The organism is Haemophilus sp. oral taxon 851 str. F0397 (genome assembly GCF_000242295.1).
Lineage (GTDB): Bacteria > Pseudomonadota > Gammaproteobacteria > Enterobacterales > Pasteurellaceae > Haemophilus.
Window position 1 is genome coordinate 50,719 of the sequence record NZ_JH591080.1, and the last position, 20,891, is coordinate 71,609.

Here is a 20,891-nt window from a genome sequence, read left to right on the forward strand (position 1 = left end):
GGTCGAAGGTTCGAATCCTTCACGACCCACCACTCTCTGATTTAGTTGTCCAGTTGGGTTGTTAGCTCAGTTGGTAGAGCAGCGGACTCTTAATCCGTCGGTCGAGAGTTCGAGCCTCTCACAACCCACCATTCTTGTTTTTATTATTCATCTCTAATATTTTAAATTTCCTTTAATTTGCTTAAATTCTTGACTATTTTTAGCGGTTATTGTGGTAGAATACCCTTAAATTTTAGTCGGGCATCATTATGTTGGAAAATATTCGTATTGTTTTAATTGAGACTTCGCATAGCGGTAATATTGGTTCTGCTGCTAGAGCAATGAAAACAATGGGGTTGGCCCAGCTTTGTCTTGTTTCACCAAAATCTGTTGATGAACAATCTTATGCTCTTTCAGCTGGCGCAGAAGATATTGTAAAAAATGTTAGAGTTGTCGATAGTTTTGATGAAGCCGTCGATGATTGCTCTTTGGTGGTTGGAACAAGTGCTCGTTTACGTCATTTACAAAGTACCTTGATCGAGCCTCGAGAATGTGCTGAGAAAGTTGTAGCGCATGAAGGCAAGATAGCTATTGTGTTTGGTCGTGAGCGTATTGGATTAACGAATGAAGAGTTGTTGAAATGTCATTATCATTTGAATATCCCAGCTAATCCTGATTATTCTTCTTTAAATTTGGCAATGGCGGTACAGTTGGTAAGCTATGAATTGCGTATGGCATTTTTAGCTCAAGATAAGAAGGAAAATTCACTTTCTTTAATAGAACAAAACTATCCAACTGCAGAACAACTCGCTTATTTTTTTGAGCATACTGAGCGTGTATATCAGTCACTCGGATTCATTCAAAATCAAGGTGTTATGCATAAGTTAAAGCGTTTATATTATCGCGCTCAACTTGAAAAAAATGAATTAAATATTTTAAATGGTATGCTAAGTGCGGTCGAAAAACGGATTGATCTTGATTTAGATTAATTGACTGATTTAGTAGGATATGTAAATATTGCAACATCACTTTTTAGGAACACTTTATGAAACTTACATCGAAAGGTCGTTATGCAGTCACTGCGGTTTTAGATATCGCTTTAAATGCAGAAAAAGGTCCTGTGAGCCTTGCAGATATTTCTGAACGTCAACATATTTCGCTATCTTATTTAGAACAACTTTTTGCTAAATTACGTCGTGATGGATTAGTAAAAAGTGTTCGTGGACCTGGTGGAGGTTATCAGCTAGGTTTACCAAGTGACCAAATTTCAGTGGGAATGATTATTTCAGCGGTAAATGAAAATATTCATGTGACAAAATGTCTTGGTCGTGGAAATTGTCAAAATGGCGTAGAATGTTTAACTCATACATTGTGGGAAGATCTGAGTAATCGCATTGAAAGTTTTCTCAATGAAATTACTTTGGCTGAATTGGTGAGTAAACGCGAGTCAAAACGCCAAACTCATAGCGATTTTGAGAATTTATTAATTGTTAATCAATAAAGGAAAGTAGTCCGTACAGTGCAAAATGCATTAAAGTGCGGTCAAATTTAGAATGATTTAGGAGTGAAAAATGAAATTACCTATTTATTTAGACTATGCAGCGACTTGTCCTGTGGACGAGCGTGTTGCGAAGAAAATGATGGAATTTTTAACCATTGACGGTACATTCGGTAACCCAGCTTCTCGCTCGCATAAATTTGGTTGGCAAGCAGAAGAAGCGGTTGATGTGGCTCGTAATCAAATTGCGGATCTTATTGGTGCCGATTCTCGTGAAATTGTGTTTACTTCTGGTGCGACAGAATCAGATAACCTTGCAATTAAAGGCGCTGCGCATTTTTACCAAACTAAAGGTAAACATATCATCACTTGCAAAACTGAGCATAAAGCCGTCTTAGATACTTGTCGTCAATTAGAGCGCGAAGGTTTTGAAGTGACCTATTTATCACCCGAGTCTGATGGTTTAATTGATTTAGAAAAATTTAAAGCCGCACTTCGTCCTGATACTATTTTAGTTTCAATTATGCATGCCAATAATGAAATTGGTGTATTGCAAGATATTAAAGCTATTGGTGAGCTTTGTCGTGCAAATAAAACGATTTTCCACGTAGATGCAACTCAAAGTGTGGGTAAAGTTGCGATTAACTTGGAAGAGCTGCCAGTTGATTTATTATCTATGTCTAGCCATAAACTTTATGGGCCTAAAGGTATTGGTGCGTTATACGTTCGTCGTAAACCACGTATCCGTTTAGAAGCGATTATTCATGGCGGTGGTCATGAGCGCGGAATGCGTTCAGGTACATTACCTGTTCACCAAATTGTGGGAATGGGCGAGGCTTATCGAATTGCAAAAGAAGAAATGGCATCAGAAATGCCACGTTTAAAAGCTCTTCGTGATCGTTTATATAATGGCTTAAAAGATATTGAAGAAACCTACGTAAATGGCTCAATGGAGCACCGTTTAGATAGTAATTTAAATATTAGCTTTAACTATGTTGAAGGTGAATCTTTAATGATGGCGTTGCGTGATATTGCTGTATCTTCTGGTTCGGCTTGTACATCAGCTAGCCTAGAGCCATCTTATGTATTGCGCGCACTTGGTTTAAATGATGAATTGGCACACAGTTCAATTCGTTTTACACTTGGCCGTTACACCACTGAAGAAGAAATTGATTACACTATTAATTTAGTAAAAGGTGCGGTGGAAAAACTTCGTGCATTATCGCCATTATGGGATATGTTTAAAGAAGGTATCGACCTTAGTACAATTGAGTGGTCTGCTCACTAGGATTTAACTGCTATTATGAAATAGCGTTTCTCAAGGATTTAAAAAAGGAAAGTTAAAATGGCTTATAGCGAAAAAGTAATCGATCATTATGAAAATCCGCGTAATGTGGGTTCTATGGATAAAAAAGATAGCAATGTTGGTACTGGCATGGTGGGTGCGCCAGCTTGTGGAGATGTAATGCAGTTACAAATTAAAGTAAATGATAACGGCATTATTGAAGATGCAAAATTCAAGACTTATGGTTGTGGTTCTGCTATTGCATCTAGCTCATTAATTACCGAGTGGGTGAAAGGTAAATCTTTAGAAGAAGCAGGCGCAATCAAAAATAGCCAAATTGCAGAAGAGTTAGAATTGCCACCAGTGAAAGTACACTGTTCCATTTTAGCGGAAGATGCAATTAAAGCGGCAATTGCTGATTACAAATCCAAAAAAGGCGAATAATATGAAAAAGTGCGGTCGGTTTTGACCGCACTTTTAGTGGTTTTGGGGGATATATGAGTATTACATTAACAGAAAAAGCCGCTCAACGAGTGAAAGCTTTTTTGGATAATCGTGGTAAAGGTATTGGCTTGCGTTTAGGCGTGAAAACATCAGGCTGTTCTGGATTAGCTTATGTGCTTGAATTTGTTGATGTCTTAAATGAAGAAGATCAAGTTTTTGAACAACACGGTGTGAATATTATTGTCGATCCAAAAAGCTTAGTTTATCTCAATGGTATTGAGTTGGATTATGTGAAAGAAGGCTTAAATGAAGGCTTTAAATATAATAATCCAAATGTAAAAGAATCTTGTGGCTGTGGTGAAAGTTTCCATGTTTAAGGTAATAATCTAATGTTAAATCCTTTTCAAATTTTTGATTTACCCGTTGATTTTCAGTTAGATGAGAAGGCGCTAAATACACGTTATTTAGAATTACAAAAGGCGCTACATCCAGATAATTTTGTATCAAGTAGTGCGTTAGAACAACGCGTTGCGATGCAAAAATCCACCGAAGTGAATGATGCCTTAAAAACGTTAAAAGACCCAATTTTGCGAGCGGAAGCTATTATTGCGCTTAATACTGGTGAACAGATAGATCTTGAACAAAAAAGTACACAAGATGTGGCATTTTTAATGCAACAGTTACAGTGGCGAGAACAACTAGAAGAACTTGAACATCAGAAAGATGAAGGTGCATTAAACGTTTTTGTAAAAGAAATTAAACAAGAAACTCAGTCATTATTAACCGCACTTTCGGATAGTCTGAAATCCCAACAATGGACGAAAGCATCTCAACAGTGTGATAAATTACGTTTTACTAGTAAGCTTTCTGAAGAAATTGAACGTGTAGAAGAACGCCTTTTTGAACTGTAATAGATCTATATCTCAATATCCCTTGATATTATGCAAACTCTCGAACAACTAATATCTCCAGAAAACTCTGCTTGGCCTATACTTTCCCAATGGATTGAAAGTGCACGGAATCATTGTTATGTCATTAAAAAAGATCAATCAAGTGCAGAACGTGAACTTTTTACCATGCAAATGCCTACGTCATCACCAATGGGGGCTGTGATTTATGAAACAGGTGGAATTTTAATTCATCATGGTTGGTTGCGTATTTTAGGTTCAGGAAGTTTTAAATTACCGCGTGGATTGATGGATTGGAATTTTAGTAAGTCTTTTAGTGAGTCTGGTGAAAAACCAAAGTATTTATTGGTTGCTGATGATGTGATAGGCGGTTACTTTGCATTAAATGGTGGTTCCTTAGGCGATAACCTTGGCAAAATTTATTATTTTTCACCAAAAGATCTTACTTGGCATAATTTAAATTTTACTTATACAGAATTTTTAGCTTGGGCATTGAATGGTGATTTAGAGGCTTTTTATCAAGGTCTATTTTGGCAAAATTGGCAAGATGATGTGAAACAATTGGATGGTAATCAAATTTTTGTATTCTCGCCTGACTTTAGCGAAGAGAGAAAAATAGCGATTGATGAACGTCAAAAACACGAAGTCAATATTGAAACCCATTACCAATCAAGCTTTGCAGAAAAAAATAAATTTGATTTGGCGTATTCCGTCGCATAACCAGTAGAAAAATAGCATATGGCATTATTACAAATTGCAGAACCAGGACAAGCTGCTGCACCGCATCAACATCGTTTAGCCGTTGGGATTGATTTGGGAACAACCAATTCTTTGGTTGCATCCGTGCGTAGTGGGCAATCCGTGATTCTTAATGATGAAAAAGAGCGTAGTCTTTTACCATCAGTTGTTCATTATGGCGTTGAAGAGACGAAAGTTGGTTTAGAAGCCTTTGAACAAGCCTCACTTGATCCAAAAAATACGATAATTTCGGTAAAACGCCTAATTGGTCGTAGTCTTGCTGATGTTCAGTCTCGTTATCCTAGTTTGCCTTATGAATTTGTGGCGAGCGAAAATGGATTACCTTTAATTGTTACGGCACAGGGGCCTAAAAGTCCAATTGAAGTGTCTTCAGATATTTTATCACGCTTAAATCACATTGCAGAACAACGCCTTGGTGGTGAGCTTTCTGGGGTTGTGATTACGGTTCCTGCTTATTTCGATGATGCTCAACGTCAAAGTACTAAGGATGCTGCGCGTTTAGCTGGGTTAAATGTACTACGTTTATTGAATGAACCTACTGCAGCCGCAGTCGCTTATGGATTGGATAGTGGGCAGGAAGGAATTATTGCAGTTTATGATTTAGGTGGTGGTACATTTGATATTTCAATTTTACGCTTATCAAAAGGTGTCTTTGAAGTTCTAGCCACGGGTGGCGATACTGCGCTAGGTGGTGATGATTTTGACCATTTAATAGCAGAGTGGGTCGTTGAACAAACCCAAGTAAAACCACAAACCCCAAATCAACAGCGCGAACTGATAACGCTTGCTAGCCAAGCCAAAATTGCTTTAAGTACTGAGAAAAGTGCGGTGATTTCTTGGCAAAATTTTTCAGTAGAAATTTCACGAGAACAATTTAATGAGTTGATTCATTCACTGGTAAAACGTTCACTATTAACTTGTCGCCGAGCTTTGAAAGATGCTAACGTTGAATCTGAAGAAGTGCAAGCGGTGGTGATGGTTGGTGGTTCAACTCGAGTGCCATACGTACGAGAACAGGTTGGTGAGTTTTTTGGTAAAACACCACTCACTTCCATTGATCCAGACAAAGTTGTGGCACTTGGTGCCGCAATTCAAGCTGATATTTTAGTTGGTAATAAAACTGATTCTGATATGTTGTTGCTGGATGTCGTGCCGCTTTCTTTAGGCATTGAGACCATGGGGGGATTAGTGGAAAAAATTATTCCACGTAACACAACAATTCCTGTGGCTCGTGCACAAGAGTTTACTACTTTCAAAGATGGCCAAACAGCAATGACTGTTCATGTCGTACAAGGTGAACGTGAGCTGGTAGATGATTGTCGTTCTTTAGGGCGTTTTACTCTACGAGGTATTCCGGCAATGGCTGCGGGTGCCGCTCATATTCGAGTGACTTATCAAGTCGATGCAGATGGTTTATTAAGTGTGACTGCAATGGAAAAATCGACGAAAGTGCAGGCATCAATCCAAATTAAACCTTCTTATGGTTTAACCGATGAAGAAGTGACCGCAATGATAAAATCTTCTTTTGATAATGCGCAAGAGGATTTACAAGCTCGCGAATTAGCCGAGCAACGAGTAGAAGCTGATCGTGTGATTGAAAGTGTGATTGTTGCGTTGCAAGCTGATGGAGCTGAATTGCTGAGCACAGAAGAGTTTCATCATATTGAAAGTGTGTTAAAACAATTAATGGATGTAAAACAAGGTTCAGATCGTGATGCAATCGCGCAAGCAATTAAAGCCTTGGATATTGCTACCCAAGAATTTGCAGCACGTCGAATGAATGCATCGATTAATAAAGCTTTGACAGGCAAAAATTTGTCAGATATTGAAAAACCGTAAAAGTGCGGTCAGATTATTAAATAATTTTGAGGAAAGTGTTATGCCAAAAGTGATTTTTTTACCTAATGAAGAATTTTGCCCCGAAGGTATGGTTGTTGATGCGGCTGCAGGTGATAACTTATTAGAAGTTGCACACAATGCAGGAGTGGAAATCCATCATGCTTGTGATGGCTCTTGTGCTTGTACAACCTGCCATGTGATTATTCGTGAAGGGTTTGACTCTCTAAATGAAACTAGTGATCAAGAAGAAGATATGCTGGATAAAGCTTGGGGATTAGAAATGGATAGTCGTTTATCTTGCCAATGTGTAGTGGGAGACGAAGATCTTGTGGTAGAAATTCCGAAATATAACATTAACCATGCCAATGAGGCTGCCCACTAATGAAATGGACTGATGCACAATTAATTGCAGAAGAACTTTACGATCGTAATCCAGATTTAGATCCAAAAACCGTTCGTTTTACTGATTTACATAAATGGATTTGCGAACTTGAAGATTTTGATGACGATCCTAATAAGTCAAACGAAGCAATTCTTGAAGCGATTTTATTGAAATGGTTGGATGAATTTGAATAATCAGAAATTTGATTGAAAAAATACCCGCACTTTGATGCGGGTATTATTTTTTAAAGATTGTTTAATTTCATTTTTGCCATTTGTTGTTCTAATTGGCTACCACTTTGTTGTGCTTGCTCAAAGCTGGTTTTGGCCGCAACTTTATCTCCTTTAGCGACTTGGATATCGCCAGTTAAAATCGCTTTACGAGCATTAAAACTTTCACCTTTCACTTGATTTAAGCTGGTTAACGCATTATCTAATTGACCTAATTGAAATTGCACCGCACTTAGACGTAATGCAACAATAGATGTTAATACTTCATCTTGAGATTGAGTTAATGCTTGATTTAAGTTTACTTCTGCTGCTACAAAATCTTGTTTTTCAGTCGCTTTTTTCGCTTCATCTAACAAAGCAAAGACAGCGTATGCAGTTTTGCTGTTAGCTTGCACAAATTGTTCTATATTTGCTTTTTTAGCTTGTTCATCTTGTTGTGCAGAATAGATTAACGCATCATACTGAGCAGAAGCTTGAGCGATTTGCTCTGCTTGGTGAGCTTGCCAATAACGCCATCCAAACATACCACCCACACCTAAGATAAAAGCGACAATAATTGTTTTGCCATTCTCTTTCCACCAGTCTTTCAACTGGTTAATCTCTTGTTCTTCTTCAATGGAATAAGCCATGTGTTTCCCCTTTTAAATTAAAATTGAGTTTGAATATAGTCGATTACATTCACTAAATCTAAGGTTTGCTGATCTACACCACCTTGTAAATGTTTAACAACGACTTGTTTATTTTGTACTTCGCTTTCGCCGATAACTAATGCCAATGTTGCACCAGATTTATCTGCACGTTTAAATTGTTTTTTGAAATTACCACCAGAGCAGTGCAACATGGTATTTAGGTGGGGTAATTCTGAGCGCACTTTTTCTGCTAATTCAAAAGCAGCTAATGTTGTCTCTTCACCTTGATAAACAACATAAATATCTACCGCACTTTTAACAGGAACATTTGGATTAACTTCTTGTACCAACAAGACTAAACGCTCTAATCCCATCGCAAATCCGATGCTCGGTGTTGCGTGTCCGCCAAGTTGTTCCACTAAACCGTCATAACGACCACCGCCACACACGGTACCTTGTGCACCAAGGGCTGAGGTTACCCATTCAAATACAGTTTTATTGTAATAATCTAAGCCACGCACGAGTTTAGGATTAATTTCATATTGAATACCCACTGCATCTAATAATGAACATAATTGTTCAAAATGCTCACGGCTTTCATCATCAAGATAATCAAGTAATTTTGGTGCGTTATCTAGTACTTTTTGTAATTCTGGATTTTTGGTGTCCAAAATACGAAGCGGATTTTTTTCTAAACGGTCTTTTTCTTCATCGCTCATTAAATCTTGATGATTTTCTAAGAATCCAACCAAAGCTGAACGATAATTTGCTCGAGCTTCTAAAGAACCAATTGAGTTAAGTTGAAGTGTCACATGTTGATCGATACCTAATGCTTTCCATAAACGGTAGGTAAGCATGATTAATTCGGCATCGATTTCTGGATTCGCAATACCGAATACCTCAACACCTGCTTGATGGAATTGACGGTAACGACCTTTTTGTGGACGTTCATGACGGAACATTGGCCCCATATACCATAAACGTTGTTCATTGTTATAGATCCAACTATGTTCAATGGCGGCACGCACGCAACCTGCAGTGCCTTCAGGGCGTAAGGTTAATTGTTCGTCGTTATCCCAAAATGTGTACATTTCTTTTGAAACAACATCGGTTACTTCGCCGATTGCACGCGCAAATAATGGCGTGCTTTCTACAACTGGCATACGCACTTCGGAATAACCGTAATTGTTTAATACCTGGCGTACTTGCGCTTCAATCCATTGCCATAATGGAGATTCAGTAGGGGAGCAATCGTTCATTCCGCGAATTGCTTGAATAGTTTTAGCCACGAGCTTTCCTTAAATAATTCTGTTTTTTGGATCTTGTTGTGCGACTTTCGCACGAATTTTTGCTTCTAATTGGTTAACAATATCTTCGTTATCGAAGCGTTCTTTTTGGCGTTCGCCACTAAGATAATAACCGCTTTTTTTGTTACCACCAGTTACCCCGAGATCAGATACGAGCGCTTCTCCAGGACCATTCACTACGCAACCGATAATTGATACATCCATTGGTGTAATAATATCTTCAAGGCGTTGTTCTAACGCATTTACTGTACCGATCACATCAAATTCTTGGCGAGAGCAGGTTGGGCACGCAATAAAATTAATGCCACGAGAGCGAATTCGTAAAGATTTAAGAATATCAAAACCTACTTTAATTTCCTCTACGGGATCCGCAGCCAATGATACACGTAATGTGTCACCAATACCTTCGGCAAGTAACATACCTAAACCTATTGCAGACTTAACCGCACCTGCACGCGCGCCGCCCGCCTCTGTAATCCCTAAGTGCAATGGCTGCTTGATAGATTTGGCAAGTAAACGATAAGCTTCCACCGCTAAGAAGACATCGGAGGCTTTTACACTCACTTTAAATTGATCGAAATTAAGACGATCTAGAATTTCTACATGACGTAATGCTGATTCTAATAACGCTTCTGGTGTTGGCTCGCCGTATTTTTCTTGCAGATCTTTTTCTAAAGAGCCTGCGTTTACGCCGATGCGAATCGGAATATTTTTGTCACGAGCACAATCAACAACGGCACGGATACGATCTTCACGACCAATATTGCCTGGATTGATACGTAAACAATCTACTCCATATTCTGCGACTTTTAGCGCGATACGATAGTCGAAATGAATATCTGCTACAAGAGGAACATTCACTTGCTGTTTAATTTGTTTAAATGCTTCTGCAGCATCCATTGTTGGAACAGATACGCGAACGATATCTGCACCAACACGTTCTAATGATTTAATTTGAGCAACTGTCGCCTCCACATCAGTGGTTCGAGTATTTGTCATTGATTGCACGGCAATTGGTGCATCACCACCAACGGGTACATTTCCTACATAAATTTTTGTCGATTCACGACGCTTAATGCTTGGTTGAAAAGCTGACATCTTTTTCCTTATTAAGGTTGTGAAAGTTTGAATTTTGCAATGCGACCATCCACTTTTAATGGATAATTTTCACCTTTATAGGTGATACGCACATTACTTGGTGCGCCAACAATTAATGAAAACTCATCGCCATTAAAAGTTAATACTTCACCTTTTTTATACTCTTTTTGTGCTAATACTCGGCGATTTTTATCTTTTACGCTGAGCCAGCTCGTATTATTTAAGATTTCTACAATCAAGTCTCCTTTCGCAGTAGGGGCTGTTGGAGAAATTGATGGATTTTCTACCGCACTTTGAGTGTCTGAAACTGATTTTTCATCGTTTTTTGTTTGTGGAACGGTATTTTCTTGTGTTATTTCTGGTAATACATTATTTGTTATTTCTACTGGTTGTGAGACAGGTGCTGTTGTTTCTGGTGCAATTTTATTACTTTCTTCTGTCGTCACAAGAGCTGTAGCTGCTTGATTATTTTCGGTAGAGGTAACATAGCTTTGTACTAAATCATCACGTTCTTGGTTATTTTGTTGGTAACTTTGCCACCACCAAAGTCCAGTCATGCCAAGGACTAAAATAAGTACAATGATAGATAAACGTCCGACCCAACGAGAGTGCGATGAATATTGATTGACTTCACGAGTTGAACGAGCATTTTTACTCAGATCGTTTTTATCATTTTCTGCAAATGTAATATTTTCCCATACAGAATCAGGTAAGCGTAAGAACTTGGCATAGCTACGCACATAGCCTTTTACAAAGATTGCAGGGGTAGATTTTTGAATAAATTCGTTGTTTTCAAGTTGTTGTAATATGGAGGGACGCAGCGAAATTTCTTTGGCGACGTCTTCGAGAGAAAGATTCAAGTTTTCACGTGCTTGGCGAAAAATCTCACCTGGTGAAAGTTCTTGCTCAGTTGTTGGATTCATAAATTCAATTAAATAATATGCGATAAATAAAGGCTAAATTTTAAAGTCCAACGCTTGATTTGGCAATGCTTTATTTGAAGGTATTAAATTTTTCCGCTCGTTTACTATCAGTTTGTCGCAATTTTTGTAATGCTTGTTGATAAATATTCATTTTTTGAGAGGAATAAGCGCAAAGAGCCATATTTTCAAATGTATCTGCTTGATGATAATAATTAGGTGAATTCAGTGCGAGTTGAAATTGCTGCTGAGCTTGTTCAAATTGTTTTTGACGACATAAAAATGTACCAAAATTATTATGCAAGTCTCCCTGTTGATTATTGAGTTTTAACGCTATTTCATATTCACGATGTGCATTCTCGATTTCCCCTTGTTGCTGATAATAATGCGCAAGTGCTGAATGCACGAGATAGTAATCTTTATCGTGTTGAAGTGCTTTATCTAAGTTGATTTTGGCTAGTTGAGGATTACCTTGTTGAAGGTAACCGAGGGCAAGTTCTACACGAGCTTTCGCTGCTGATTGTTGATTGAAATCTTGAATTGTTGATTGAGAAACGCAAGCAGAAAAAATGAAAGGGAAAATCACCGCACTTAGTTGTTTACTTATTGTTTGCATTTTTTCTCCTTTTAACAGGGCAGGAAGAAATATTTAATATGCTTTAATTTGTATGAAAACATAGGGCATGTGAACTTGATTAATTCACATGCCTAGAATATTAATTAACTTCTGTCACCCCAATATTTTGTCCAAATTGGCGTTTCATTGCCGTACGTTTAGTACGATCGATAACATCTCCGGCTAGCTGTCCGCAAGCTGCATCAATGTCATCTCCTCGAGTTTTACGGATAATCACGGTAAAGCCATATTCCATCAAGGTTTTTTGGAAGCGGTCAATACGCGTATTCGAGCTTTTTGCATAAGGTGCTTCTGGGAACGGATTCCACGGAATTAAATTAATTTTACAAGGCGTATTTTTTAATACTTCTGCAAGTTGATGAGCATGTTCTACACCATCATTCACATGATCGAGCATGACATATTCAATCGTGACTTTGCCGTGATTCGCATTTGATACACTCAAATAACGATTTACCGAGTCAATCAACATTTTGATATTATATTTTTTGTTGATTGGCACAATTTCATCACGTAATTCATCGTTTGGCGCATGTAATGAAATAGCCAAAGCCACATCGATCATTTTGCTTAAATTATCCAATGCCGGCACAACCCCAGAAGTTGATAAAGTTACACGACGTTTTGATAAACCATATGCAAAATCATCTAACATAATTTCCATTGCAGGAACAACGTTAGCGACATTTAACAAGGGTTCACCCATTCCCATCATTACCACATTGGTAATTGGTCTAATGCCAGTCACCCCAAAGTTGCCAATAATTTTAGAGGCTCTCCAAACTTGGCCGATAATTTCTGAAACCGTTAAATTGCGATTAAATCCTTGTTGCGCTGTTGAACAGAATGTACAAGCTAAGGCACAGCCGACTTGGGAAGATACACAAAGAGTCGCGCGATCTGCTTCTGGAATATATACAGTTTCAACTTGTTGTTCACCTACTTGCATTGCCCATTTTATCGTGCCATCGGCTGAACGTTGTTCAACGGCAACTTCTGGGGCTTTAATTTCTGCAACAGCTTTAAGTTTTTCTCGTAATTTTTTATTAATGTTTGTCATATTGTCGAAGTTATCTTCACCAAAATGATAAATCCATTTTACTAACTGATCTGCTCGGAATGGTTTTTCGCCGAGTTCTTTAAAAAATTCGCGCATTTGTTGGCGCGTTAAATCCATTAGATTAATTTTTTTAGCAGGTGCATCTGATTGCACAGACAATAATTCTGACATTTTAGCCTCGTTATTACACATTATGGCGATAGCGTTGTGTTGGTGTTTTTATCAAAAGCTCACAACGAAAAATTCGCAATTAAAAAATGAACGGCGATTGTACAGATTTGTCACCGCATAATCTAGCGGAATTGAAAAACGATGGAAAATATCACCGCACTTTTTTGCGATCTAGATCGAAAATATTTCCAATTACAGCGTAAAAAGTGCGGTAAAATGTGAGCCTATTTTCTAAGGTGACCAATAATGTTTAAAAAAGCTTTATTTATTTTATCTTTGTGTCCTTCTTTTGCGGTGACACAGTCTTATGTTGTGTATGATTTTACGCATAATCGAGTGTTGGAAAGCCATGCGCCTGATAGTGTTCAGCCTATTGCTTCTGTAACGAAATTAATGACGGCGAACGTGTTTCTAGAAAATAATACAAATCCTAATTGCACCATTGCGATAACCAGTGACGATCGTGATTACATTAAAGGTACAAGCACCAAGTTGCCGATGAATGTTCCGATGGCCTGCAGAGAATTATTAAAGGCGATGCTTGTGCATTCTGATAACTATGCCGCTCATGCGCTTTCTCGTGCTGCAGGAATGAGCAGAATACAATTTATTCATAAAATGAATGAAAAAGCTCGCCAATTAGGCATGTATTCTACTCGTTTTCATGATAGTTCTGGTTTATCGAGTAGCAATATTTCCAGTCCTATGGATTTAGTTAAACTTGCTAAACATTCTTTAAATAAGCCTGAAATTCGACAATTATCCAATATCAGTGCTACGAATATTCAAGCTGGAAGACATAGTGTATTAATGAAAAATACAAATAAATTAGTGCGTGATGAAATTTTTGATGCGGTGGTAAATAAGACAGGCTACATTCGAGAATCTGGTTATAACCTTGTTTTCATCAATAAACACCCATGTAAAAGTTCTACCATCGGTGTAATTAGTCTCAATAATTCTTCTTCGGCATATCGTTCTAGCTTTACTAAAAGCAAATTAGAGAAATATGGTTGTACGGTATTGAATGGACGAACCATTCATGATGTTGAAGGCGAGGCACAATATGAAGAGGGATATGATGAAGAAGGCTTTAATACGCTAATTAAAGAATTATCAAAATAGTATTTATAAGTATAAATAAAAAGGCGAGATAATAGTCTGTTTTATCTCGCATTTAAATAGTGGCTAGAAGAATGAAACTTGCCCTATTTTTCGGAAGATTGCGCTTGTTGATTAGCCTTATTGGAAGCTTCTTCAGCCTCTTTAGAAAGTTGAATTGAAAGTGCTGAAGCGGCTTTTGATTCTTCAGATAATTTTAGCGCTAATTCTGCAGCAGCATTAGATTCGTCCATTTTTTGTTTAGAAAGTTTTTCTGCCTCTTCACCGCCTTGACTTAACACAGCTTGTGCCTCGTGCTGTTTTTGCATTGCTACTTTTACGGCTTCATTGGCTTGAATGGATTTATCTTGAGCAACTTTAGCCGTGTCAATCGCTTTTTGGGATTTTTCTAGTGCGATCTGTTTGTAGTTTATCGATATTGGTTGTTGATCAGGTTGCTCTACCGATATTTTAGTTTGTTCAGTTGTTTTAGTTTGCTCTGCCATTTTAGATTTATCATCACAGGCAGTTAAGACTATTGCTGAACTTAATACTAACCAAAATGCTTTTTTCATGTATTATCCTCAAAAGATGAATTTATAATAGTCGTTGCATTTTAGACTTAATTTTAGAAAAAGTCATTCTAGGGATAGAAAAATGTTTGTGCTTTTATAGGATCAAGCAAATTAACAATAAACGCAAAAGATTTTGAAAATTTAGCTTATCATGATGATATAACACTTAAAAACATAGGGAAAATCTATCTCACTTTTTGTTATGCTTTAAAAATCAAAATAATTTTAATGTTTGATAATTATTTTCATTTAAACGGCGTAATAAAAATAGTATTATTACCATTGATGAATAATTGTTGAGCTGTTGAGCGATTATTCAGGCATCCAATCTAATACTTTTTTATAAGGACATATTATGCGTAATTCATTAAAAATTATGACCGCACTTGCACTTGGTTTGTTTGCAGTGCAGGCTAATGCAAAATTCAAAGTTGTTACCACCTTTACTGTGATTCAAGATATTGCACAAAATGTGGCGGGTAATGCAGCTACAGTGGAATCTATCACCAAACCCGGTGCTGAAATTCATGAATATGAACCTACTCCAAAAGACATTGTGAAAGCACAATCTGCCGATTTAATTCTATGGAACGGCTTAAATTTGGAACGTTGGTTTGAACGTTTCTTCCAAAATATTAAAGATAAACCAGCCGTAGTGGTGACTGAAGGGATTCAACCATTGTCTATTTATGAAGGTCCGTATAAAGATGCGCCTAACCCACATGCGTGGATGTCGCCATCTAATGCATTAATTTATATTGAAAATATTAAAAATGCATTGGTGAAATACGATCCACAAAATGCAGCAGTGTATGAAAAAAATGCCGCTGACTATGCTCAAAAAATTAAACAACTTGATGAGCCACTTCGTGCAAAATTAGCACAGATTCCAGAAGCTCAACGCTGGCTTGTGACAAGTGAAGGTGCTTTCAGTTATTTGGCGAAAGATTACAACTTAAAAGAAGGTTATTTATGGCCAATTAATGCTGAACAACAAGGCACACCACAACAAGTGCGTAAAGTGATTGATTTAGTTCGTAAAAACAATATTCCTGTTGTGTTTAGTGAAAGTACAATTTCAGCAAAACCAGCACAACAAGTAGCAAAAGAAAGTGGCGCAAAATACGGTGGTGTATTGTATGTTGATTCACTTTCTGCGAAAAAAGGCCCTGTGCCAACTTATATTGATTTGCTTAACGTAACTGTATCAACCATTGTTAAAGGATTCGGAAAATAATGGACTCTTTCTCGACATCAATTTGGGTTAATGATGTAACTGTTCGTTACAACAATGGCCACACAGCTATTCACAATATGACGTTCTCATTAAACAGTGGAACTATTTGTGCATTAGTGGGTGTGAATGGCAGTGGTAAATCCACATTATTTAAAAGCATAATGGGGCTTGTGAAGCCACAACAAGGTGAAATCAGACTTTGTGATTTGCCAATTTCCCAAGCACTGAAACGTAATTTGGTTGCTTATGTTCCACAATCTGAAGAAGTAGACTGGCAATTTCCTGTGTCAGTGTATGATGTCGTGATGATGGGGCGTTATGGGTATATGAATTTCCTTCGTATCCCCAAGGCGATTGATAAACAAAAAGTTCAAGAGGCGATGCAGCGGGTGAACATTGAGCATCTCGCGCATCGTCAAATTGGTGAGTTATCTGGCGGACAGAAAAAACGCGTGTTTTTGGCCCGCGCTTTAGCACAACAAAGTCCAATTATTTTATTGGATGAACCTTTCACTGGCGTTGATGTGAAAACTGAAAATGCCATTGTTGATCTTCTTCAACAGCTTCGAGAAGAAGGTCATCTTATTCTTGTTTCAACCCATAACTTAGGTTCTGTCCCAGATTTCTGTGATCAAGTAGTGATGATTAATCGTACGGTGATTGCTGCAGGGAAAACTGAAGATACCTTTAACCAACATAATTTGGAAATTGTGTTTGGTGGGGTATTACGCCATATTAAATTATTGGGCGAAAATTTACATAATGATGAAGATAAACGTGCGGTTACTGTCTTAACGGATGATGAAAAAGCCGTTGTATTCTATGGCGAAACTAAGCAAGATCCTCCTGCACCAACAACACAGGATTGCCATTTTGAAGACTGTCCTTGTAAAAGTGCGGTCAAAAATAAGAGGGATTAGGTAATGTTAGATTTATTACTCGAACCTTTTTCCTATGATTATATGCTCAAGGCGATGATCTTGAGCACTGCAGTTGGTGGGATTTGTGCTTTTTTGTCTTCATATTTAATGCTTAAAGGCTGGTCTTTGATTGGCGATGCACTTTCTCATTCTGTTGTGCCTGGTGTCGCGATAGCCTATGCCTTTTCTTTGCCTTATGCACTTGGTGCATTTTTTGCCGGAATTTTAGCCGCACTTTCCATTCTTTGGATTAAATCCATTTCTAAACTGAAAGAAGATGCCGTTATCGGTTTTATTTTTAGCACTTTCTTTGCATTAGGTCTATTGATCATTTCTTTAAATCCAACCGCAGTAAATGTGCAAAGCATCATTTTAGGCAATATTTTAGGTATTGCTGATGAAGATATTTATCAAGTGGCAATTATCATCGGTGTTTGTTTAGTATTGCTTTTATTATTTTGGAAGGATTTACTGCTGATTTTTTTTGATGAAACACAAGCGATTACAGTCGGTCTTTCTCCATTATTTTATAAAATTTTATTTTTCACATTATTGAGTGCTTGTGTGGTTGCTGCCTTGCAAACTGTCGGCGCGATTTTAGTGATTGCGATGGTCGTTACCCCAGGTGCGACAGCATATTTACTCACAGATAAATTCAAAACCTTGTCTATCATCGCTATTATTTTAGGGGCAGTGACAAGTTTTGTTGGGGTCTATATTAGCTATTATTTAGATGGTGCTACTGGCGGTGTGATTGTCACATTGCAAACCATATTGTTTTTGGCAGCTTTCTTATTTTCACCAAAGTATGGTTTACTCACTCGCAATAAAAAGGCGGTAGAAAATGTTTGATTGGCTTTTAGAACCGCTACAATTTGAGTTTATGCAAAATGCTTTGTTGACTGCATTTATTGTTTCAATTATTTGTGCGTTGCTTTCTTGCTATTTAGTCTTGAAAGGTTGGTCGTTAATGGGTGATGCGATTTCCCATGCAGTATTGCCTGGTATTGTGCTTGCTTATTTGGCAGGAATTCCTTTAGCGATTGGCGCATTTTTCTCTGGCATTTTTTGCTCCCTTGGCGTGGGATATTTAAAAGAAAACAGTCGTATAAAAGAAGATACAGCAATGGGCATTGTATTTTCTGGAATGTTTGCTATTGGTCTTGTTATGTTCACCAAAATTCAAACAGAACAGCATTTAACGCATATTTTGTTTGGTAATGTATTGGGCGTAAGTCATCAAGAACTCATTCAAAGTGCGGTTATTTCTGCGATAATTTTTTGTATGATTGTTTTTAAACGTAAAGATTTTTTGCTTTATTGTTTTGACCCAAGTCATGCTCGTGTTGCAGGACTTTCTCCAAAGATTTTACATTATGGATTGTTAATGTTGCTTGCTTTAACCATTGTAAGCACGATGCAAGTGGTAGGCGTTATTTTGGTGGTGGCAATGTTAATTGCGCCAGGAATTACCGCACTTACGCTCACAAAATCTTTTGATAAAATGCTATGGATTGCTATTGTCAGTTCCATTACATCAAGCCTAATTGGCGTAATATTGAGCTATCATTTTGATGCGTCAACTGGTGCTTGTATTATTCTGTTACAAGCTGTGTTTTTTATCGTGGCATTAACCTATAGCAAGATTAGAACAAGATAATTTCCTTTCTTTGAAAAACGGTACAAGCTCATGGTTTGTGCCGTTTTTGTTTGATGAAATATTCTTTTAACTTCCACAAGGTATTTATTTTATATAAGTCATTCTTTATCTTATTTTCCTCATGATTTTCAAAATCTTCTTTAGCTGAATTTTGTGGTATCTCTTATTGAATAGATATTGTGAGGATTTAACGTAGAGAAAAATCAAAATGAATAACTATAAAATAACGTCACATACTTTGTAATTCCTATCGGCCTTAAATATTTTAAAAAACTTTAGATTGCTTTATTCGATTTTAGAACAAACAAAAAGGCGAACCTTTCGATTCGCCTTCATAGTTTCTAATTGTTTAATTAGAAGAATACACGTAAACCTACGCCAATAGCTTTGTCTTTTTTAGACTCGCCAACTGACTTGCCATTTTGATATCCTTTAGTTTTTTGGTATTTACCTTCTAAAAATACTACGGCTTGTTTGTGAAGTTTATAATCAACACCTAATAAGAAACCATGAGTTTTAGCTTTAACATCATTGTTTAGTACTTTAATACTTTCTTGTTCGTATTTATAGTTACCATAAACACTGCTGAGATCAGTTACTTGATATTGGAAACCTGGAGATACAAAGAAACGTTTTACAGCAAGTTTTTGGTTTTCAACTTTAAATGTATCTTTTGCATAGCCTCCATCAATTGAAGCAACAAAACCATCAAAATTATATCCCAAACTTGCTAAAATACCATCTCTATAATGTTTATCTGCGCTAACATCTGGAACAGCTGGGGTATTTCCTGATGCTGGAGTACCTTTAGCTACGGTATTACCGTAATTTGTTCGGCCATATGCAAATTTTGCAATAATGTTATTGGCATCATAAAGTGCACCAAATTGGAAACCATTTTTTACTGATGGACTTTCTGTTGTGCCAGCTTTAACCTCATTTGCGTCATCACGTTTATCTGCAAATTGATAGCTTGCACTTAATACTAGACCTTCAATACCTTTATAATCGTAGCGAATAACAGAGTTTCCTTCGTTTGGAACATAGGATTTCTTCTCAATAAGGCCATAACTATAGTCATTAGCTATAACAAGTTTATCTGCGATGGTTGTTTGACGACCAAAGGTCAATTGACCACGTTCTTTATGACCAATTCCAGCGAAGGCACGATGAGCTGTAATATTACCAAAACCGTCGTCACCTTTAGCATCACCCTTAAGTCTAGTTTCAATACGTGCTAAAGCATAGTAACCATCATTTAGCTGATGATTAACAGTAAAGCCAAAGCGAGAACCATCATTTTTTAAACCAGAGTGAGTGTGGCCAGCACCGTCTTTATTAGTTTTTTGAAGAATAAGACGGACAGAACCATCAACTTCAACTTTAGTTCCTTCATTATTATAAACTACTGCTGCGTTCGCTGCTGAAGCTGCGAATGCACCGATGATTAATGCTGCAAGTGTTTTTTTCATAATTTGTATTCCTTATGGTTGTTTACTATCTATGATTGAACTCTTTTCATATAAGATTGTCCAACCGCCTAAATAGACGCTGTGGATCATTGCAAATTCGCATTTTGATGTCAACTCTCCAAGATTTTAATCTTCTTGAAATCTGATCGAGATCACACTTTTCGTACGTTTTTGTCTGTTTTTTGTTCTGTTTTTTCTGTTATAGTATCGACTCTAAGTATTTTGAGGTATCTGGAAATATAACGCTATGCTAATTTCCAGAATTATTCTTCCATGTAACCAATATCTTCCTGTGTTGGGTTTTCTGCCCCTTTTTTCGCTAATTCATCGCACATTTCATTTTCTCTGTGTCCTGCATGACCTTTCACCCATTGCCAATTAATTTTATGACGTTGGATAGATTCATCTAAGGCTATCCATAAATCTTGGTTTTTTACAGGCTTTCCAGAACTTGCTTTCCAATTATTTTTTTTCCAGTTAAAGATCCATTTTGTTATGCCATTTTTCATATATTGGCTATCACTATAAAGCGTGATCAAGCAAGGTTCTTTTAAGGTATTTAATGCTTCGACTACTGCGCGTAATTCCATTCGATTATTGGTGGTTTTTAAATAGCCTTTGGAGAGCATTTTTTCATGCTGTTTATAACGCAATACGGCACCAATTCCCCCTGTTCCAGGGTTACCTAAGCAAGAGCCATCAGTAAAAATTTTAATCTGTTTTTGCATAACAAAAAGATTATTGTATAGAATGGCAAGTATTTTAATGGAAAGAGATAGG

General features: G+C 37.3%; 24 protein-coding genes and 2 tRNA genes (1 of these 26 running past the window's edge). 17 read left to right on the forward strand and 9 right to left on the reverse strand.

Annotated features, from left to right (window positions below; translation table 11 throughout):
* The 12 genes from HMPREF9096_RS0108805 to iscX form a co-directional block, all read left to right on the forward strand.
* Nucleotides 1-32, forward strand: a tRNA-OTHER gene (locus HMPREF9096_RS0108805) (it extends 40 nt beyond the left edge of the window).
* A 23-nt stretch (nucleotides 33-55) separates the two neighbouring features.
* Nucleotides 56-131 (forward strand) — tRNA-Lys (locus tag HMPREF9096_RS03200).
* A 117-nt stretch (nucleotides 132-248) separates the two neighbouring features.
* Complete coding sequence (gene trmJ / locus HMPREF9096_RS03195; protein ID WP_009766718.1) at nucleotides 249-968, forward strand: tRNA (cytosine(32)/uridine(32)-2'-O)-methyltransferase TrmJ; 720 nt, start codon at nucleotides 249-251, stop codon at nucleotides 966-968.
* Between the two features lie 56 nt (nucleotides 969-1,024).
* Nucleotides 1,025-1,480 carry a Fe-S cluster assembly transcriptional regulator IscR gene (gene iscR / locus HMPREF9096_RS03190; RefSeq protein WP_005630093.1) on the forward strand — a complete coding sequence of 152 codons (456 nt, stop codon included), beginning with the start codon at nucleotides 1,025-1,027 and terminating at the stop codon, nucleotides 1,478-1,480.
* A gap of 70 nt (nucleotides 1,481-1,550) precedes the next feature.
* Nucleotides 1,551-2,765: an IscS subfamily cysteine desulfurase gene (locus HMPREF9096_RS03185; protein ID WP_005634106.1), complete on the forward strand. Its 1,215-nt coding sequence runs from the start codon at nucleotides 1,551-1,553 to the stop codon at nucleotides 2,763-2,765.
* Nucleotides 2,766-2,822: 57 nt separating this feature from the next.
* A complete protein-coding gene (gene iscU, locus HMPREF9096_RS03180) occupies nucleotides 2,823-3,206 on the forward strand; it encodes a Fe-S cluster assembly scaffold IscU (protein ID WP_005626962.1) in 384 nt (127 codons plus the stop codon).
* 53 nt (nucleotides 3,207-3,259) lie between these two features.
* A complete protein-coding gene (iscA, locus tag HMPREF9096_RS03175) occupies nucleotides 3,260-3,583 on the forward strand; it encodes an iron-sulfur cluster assembly protein IscA (RefSeq protein WP_005626961.1) in 324 nt (107 codons plus the stop codon).
* 12 nt (nucleotides 3,584-3,595) lie between these two features.
* Nucleotides 3,596-4,117: a Fe-S protein assembly co-chaperone HscB gene (hscB, locus tag HMPREF9096_RS03170; RefSeq protein WP_009766719.1), complete on the forward strand. Its 522-nt coding sequence runs from the start codon at nucleotides 3,596-3,598 to the stop codon at nucleotides 4,115-4,117.
* Between the two features lie 30 nt (nucleotides 4,118-4,147).
* The gene (locus HMPREF9096_RS03165) at nucleotides 4,148-4,834 is read left to right on the forward strand and encodes a DUF2625 domain-containing protein (protein ID WP_009766720.1); all 687 of its coding nucleotides are present in this window, start codon (nucleotides 4,148-4,150) and stop codon (nucleotides 4,832-4,834) included.
* Between the two features lie 18 nt (nucleotides 4,835-4,852).
* Nucleotides 4,853-6,712 carry a Fe-S protein assembly chaperone HscA gene (gene hscA / locus HMPREF9096_RS03160; RefSeq protein ID WP_009766721.1) on the forward strand — a complete coding sequence of 620 codons (1,860 nt, stop codon included), beginning with the start codon at nucleotides 4,853-4,855 and terminating at the stop codon, nucleotides 6,710-6,712.
* A gap of 40 nt (nucleotides 6,713-6,752) precedes the next feature.
* Nucleotides 6,753-7,094, forward strand: a complete 342-nt coding sequence (fdx, locus tag HMPREF9096_RS03155; protein ID WP_005629440.1) for an ISC system 2Fe-2S type ferredoxin — start codon at nucleotides 6,753-6,755, stop codon at nucleotides 7,092-7,094.
* Entirely contained in the window at nucleotides 7,094-7,288 is a 195-nt protein-coding gene (iscX, locus tag HMPREF9096_RS03150) for a Fe-S cluster assembly protein IscX (RefSeq protein WP_005630102.1), read from the forward strand. Before fdx ends, iscX begins: the two co-directional genes overlap by 1 nt.
* A gap of 50 nt (nucleotides 7,289-7,338) precedes the next feature.
* Here the strand turns inward: iscX and HMPREF9096_RS03145 are convergent, their stop codons facing one another.
* The 6 genes from HMPREF9096_RS03145 to HMPREF9096_RS03120 all read right to left on the reverse strand — a co-directional run bounded on the left by HMPREF9096_RS03145 (nucleotide 7,339) and on the right by HMPREF9096_RS03120 (nucleotide 13,146).
* Nucleotides 7,339-7,953 carry a YfgM family protein gene (locus tag HMPREF9096_RS03145; protein WP_009766723.1) on the reverse strand — a complete coding sequence of 205 codons (615 nt, stop codon included), beginning with the start codon at nucleotides 7,951-7,953 and terminating at the stop codon, nucleotides 7,339-7,341.
* Nucleotides 7,954-7,970: 17 nt separating this feature from the next.
* A complete protein-coding gene (hisS, locus tag HMPREF9096_RS03140; RefSeq protein ID WP_009766724.1) occupies nucleotides 7,971-9,242 on the reverse strand; it encodes a histidine--tRNA ligase in 1,272 nt (423 codons plus the stop codon).
* A 9-nt stretch (nucleotides 9,243-9,251) separates the two neighbouring features.
* Nucleotides 9,252-10,358: a flavodoxin-dependent (E)-4-hydroxy-3-methylbut-2-enyl-diphosphate synthase gene (ispG, locus tag HMPREF9096_RS03135; RefSeq protein ID WP_009766725.1), complete on the reverse strand. Its 1,107-nt coding sequence runs from the start codon at nucleotides 10,356-10,358 to the stop codon at nucleotides 9,252-9,254.
* An 11-nt stretch (nucleotides 10,359-10,369) separates the two neighbouring features.
* Complete coding sequence (locus HMPREF9096_RS03130) at nucleotides 10,370-11,281, reverse strand: RodZ family helix-turn-helix domain-containing protein (protein WP_009766726.1); 912 nt, start codon at nucleotides 11,279-11,281, stop codon at nucleotides 10,370-10,372.
* A 70-nt stretch (nucleotides 11,282-11,351) separates the two neighbouring features.
* Nucleotides 11,352-11,894, reverse strand: a complete 543-nt coding sequence (gene pilW, locus HMPREF9096_RS03125) for a type IV pilus biogenesis/stability protein PilW (RefSeq protein WP_009766727.1) — start codon at nucleotides 11,892-11,894, stop codon at nucleotides 11,352-11,354.
* A gap of 100 nt (nucleotides 11,895-11,994) precedes the next feature.
* Entirely contained in the window at nucleotides 11,995-13,146 is a 1,152-nt protein-coding gene (locus HMPREF9096_RS03120; RefSeq protein WP_005630119.1) for a bifunctional tRNA (adenosine(37)-C2)-methyltransferase TrmG/ribosomal RNA large subunit methyltransferase RlmN, read from the reverse strand.
* A gap of 246 nt (nucleotides 13,147-13,392) precedes the next feature.
* Between HMPREF9096_RS03120 and HMPREF9096_RS03115 the strand changes: the two genes are divergently transcribed.
* On the forward strand, nucleotides 13,393-14,271 hold the full coding sequence (locus HMPREF9096_RS03115) for a D-alanyl-D-alanine carboxypeptidase family protein (protein WP_009766729.1): 879 nt from the start codon (nucleotides 13,393-13,395) through the stop codon (nucleotides 14,269-14,271).
* An 83-nt stretch (nucleotides 14,272-14,354) separates the two neighbouring features.
* On the opposite strand, the gene HMPREF9096_RS03110 is transcribed toward HMPREF9096_RS03115, so the two are convergent.
* A complete protein-coding gene (locus HMPREF9096_RS03110; protein WP_009766730.1) occupies nucleotides 14,355-14,822 on the reverse strand; it encodes a hypothetical protein in 468 nt (155 codons plus the stop codon).
* Nucleotides 14,823-15,198: 376 nt separating this feature from the next.
* On the opposite strand from HMPREF9096_RS03110, the gene HMPREF9096_RS03105 reads away from it, so the two are divergent.
* The 4 genes from HMPREF9096_RS03105 to HMPREF9096_RS03090 are packed head-to-tail and all read left to right on the forward strand — an operon-like array spanning nucleotide 15,199 to nucleotide 18,639.
* Nucleotides 15,199-16,059, forward strand: a complete 861-nt coding sequence (locus tag HMPREF9096_RS03105; RefSeq protein ID WP_253269213.1) for a metal ABC transporter substrate-binding protein — start codon at nucleotides 15,199-15,201, stop codon at nucleotides 16,057-16,059.
* Nucleotides 16,059-16,979, forward strand: a complete 921-nt coding sequence (locus tag HMPREF9096_RS03100) for an ATP-binding cassette domain-containing protein (protein ID WP_009766732.1) — start codon at nucleotides 16,059-16,061, stop codon at nucleotides 16,977-16,979. Before HMPREF9096_RS03105 ends, HMPREF9096_RS03100 begins: the two co-directional genes overlap by 1 nt.
* A 3-nt stretch (nucleotides 16,980-16,982) precedes the next feature.
* Complete coding sequence (locus HMPREF9096_RS03095) at nucleotides 16,983-17,831, forward strand: metal ABC transporter permease (protein ID WP_005645260.1); 849 nt, start codon at nucleotides 16,983-16,985, stop codon at nucleotides 17,829-17,831.
* Nucleotides 17,824-18,639 (forward strand): metal ABC transporter permease, encoded by an 816-nt coding sequence (locus HMPREF9096_RS03090; protein ID WP_009766733.1) that lies wholly within the window; start codon nucleotides 17,824-17,826, stop codon nucleotides 18,637-18,639. Before HMPREF9096_RS03095 ends, HMPREF9096_RS03090 begins: the two co-directional genes overlap by 8 nt.
* A 353-nt stretch (nucleotides 18,640-18,992) precedes the next feature.
* On the opposite strand, the gene HMPREF9096_RS03085 is transcribed toward HMPREF9096_RS03090, so the two are convergent.
* Together HMPREF9096_RS03085 and rnhA are read right to left on the reverse strand one after the other, a co-directional pair.
* On the reverse strand, nucleotides 18,993-20,111 hold the full coding sequence (locus tag HMPREF9096_RS03085) for a porin (protein WP_009766734.1): 1,119 nt from the start codon (nucleotides 20,109-20,111) through the stop codon (nucleotides 18,993-18,995).
* Nucleotides 20,112-20,374: 263 nt separating this feature from the next.
* A complete protein-coding gene (gene rnhA, locus HMPREF9096_RS03080; protein ID WP_032803511.1) occupies nucleotides 20,375-20,839 on the reverse strand; it encodes a ribonuclease HI in 465 nt (154 codons plus the stop codon).
* Between the last annotated feature and the right edge of the window lie 52 nt (nucleotides 20,840-20,891).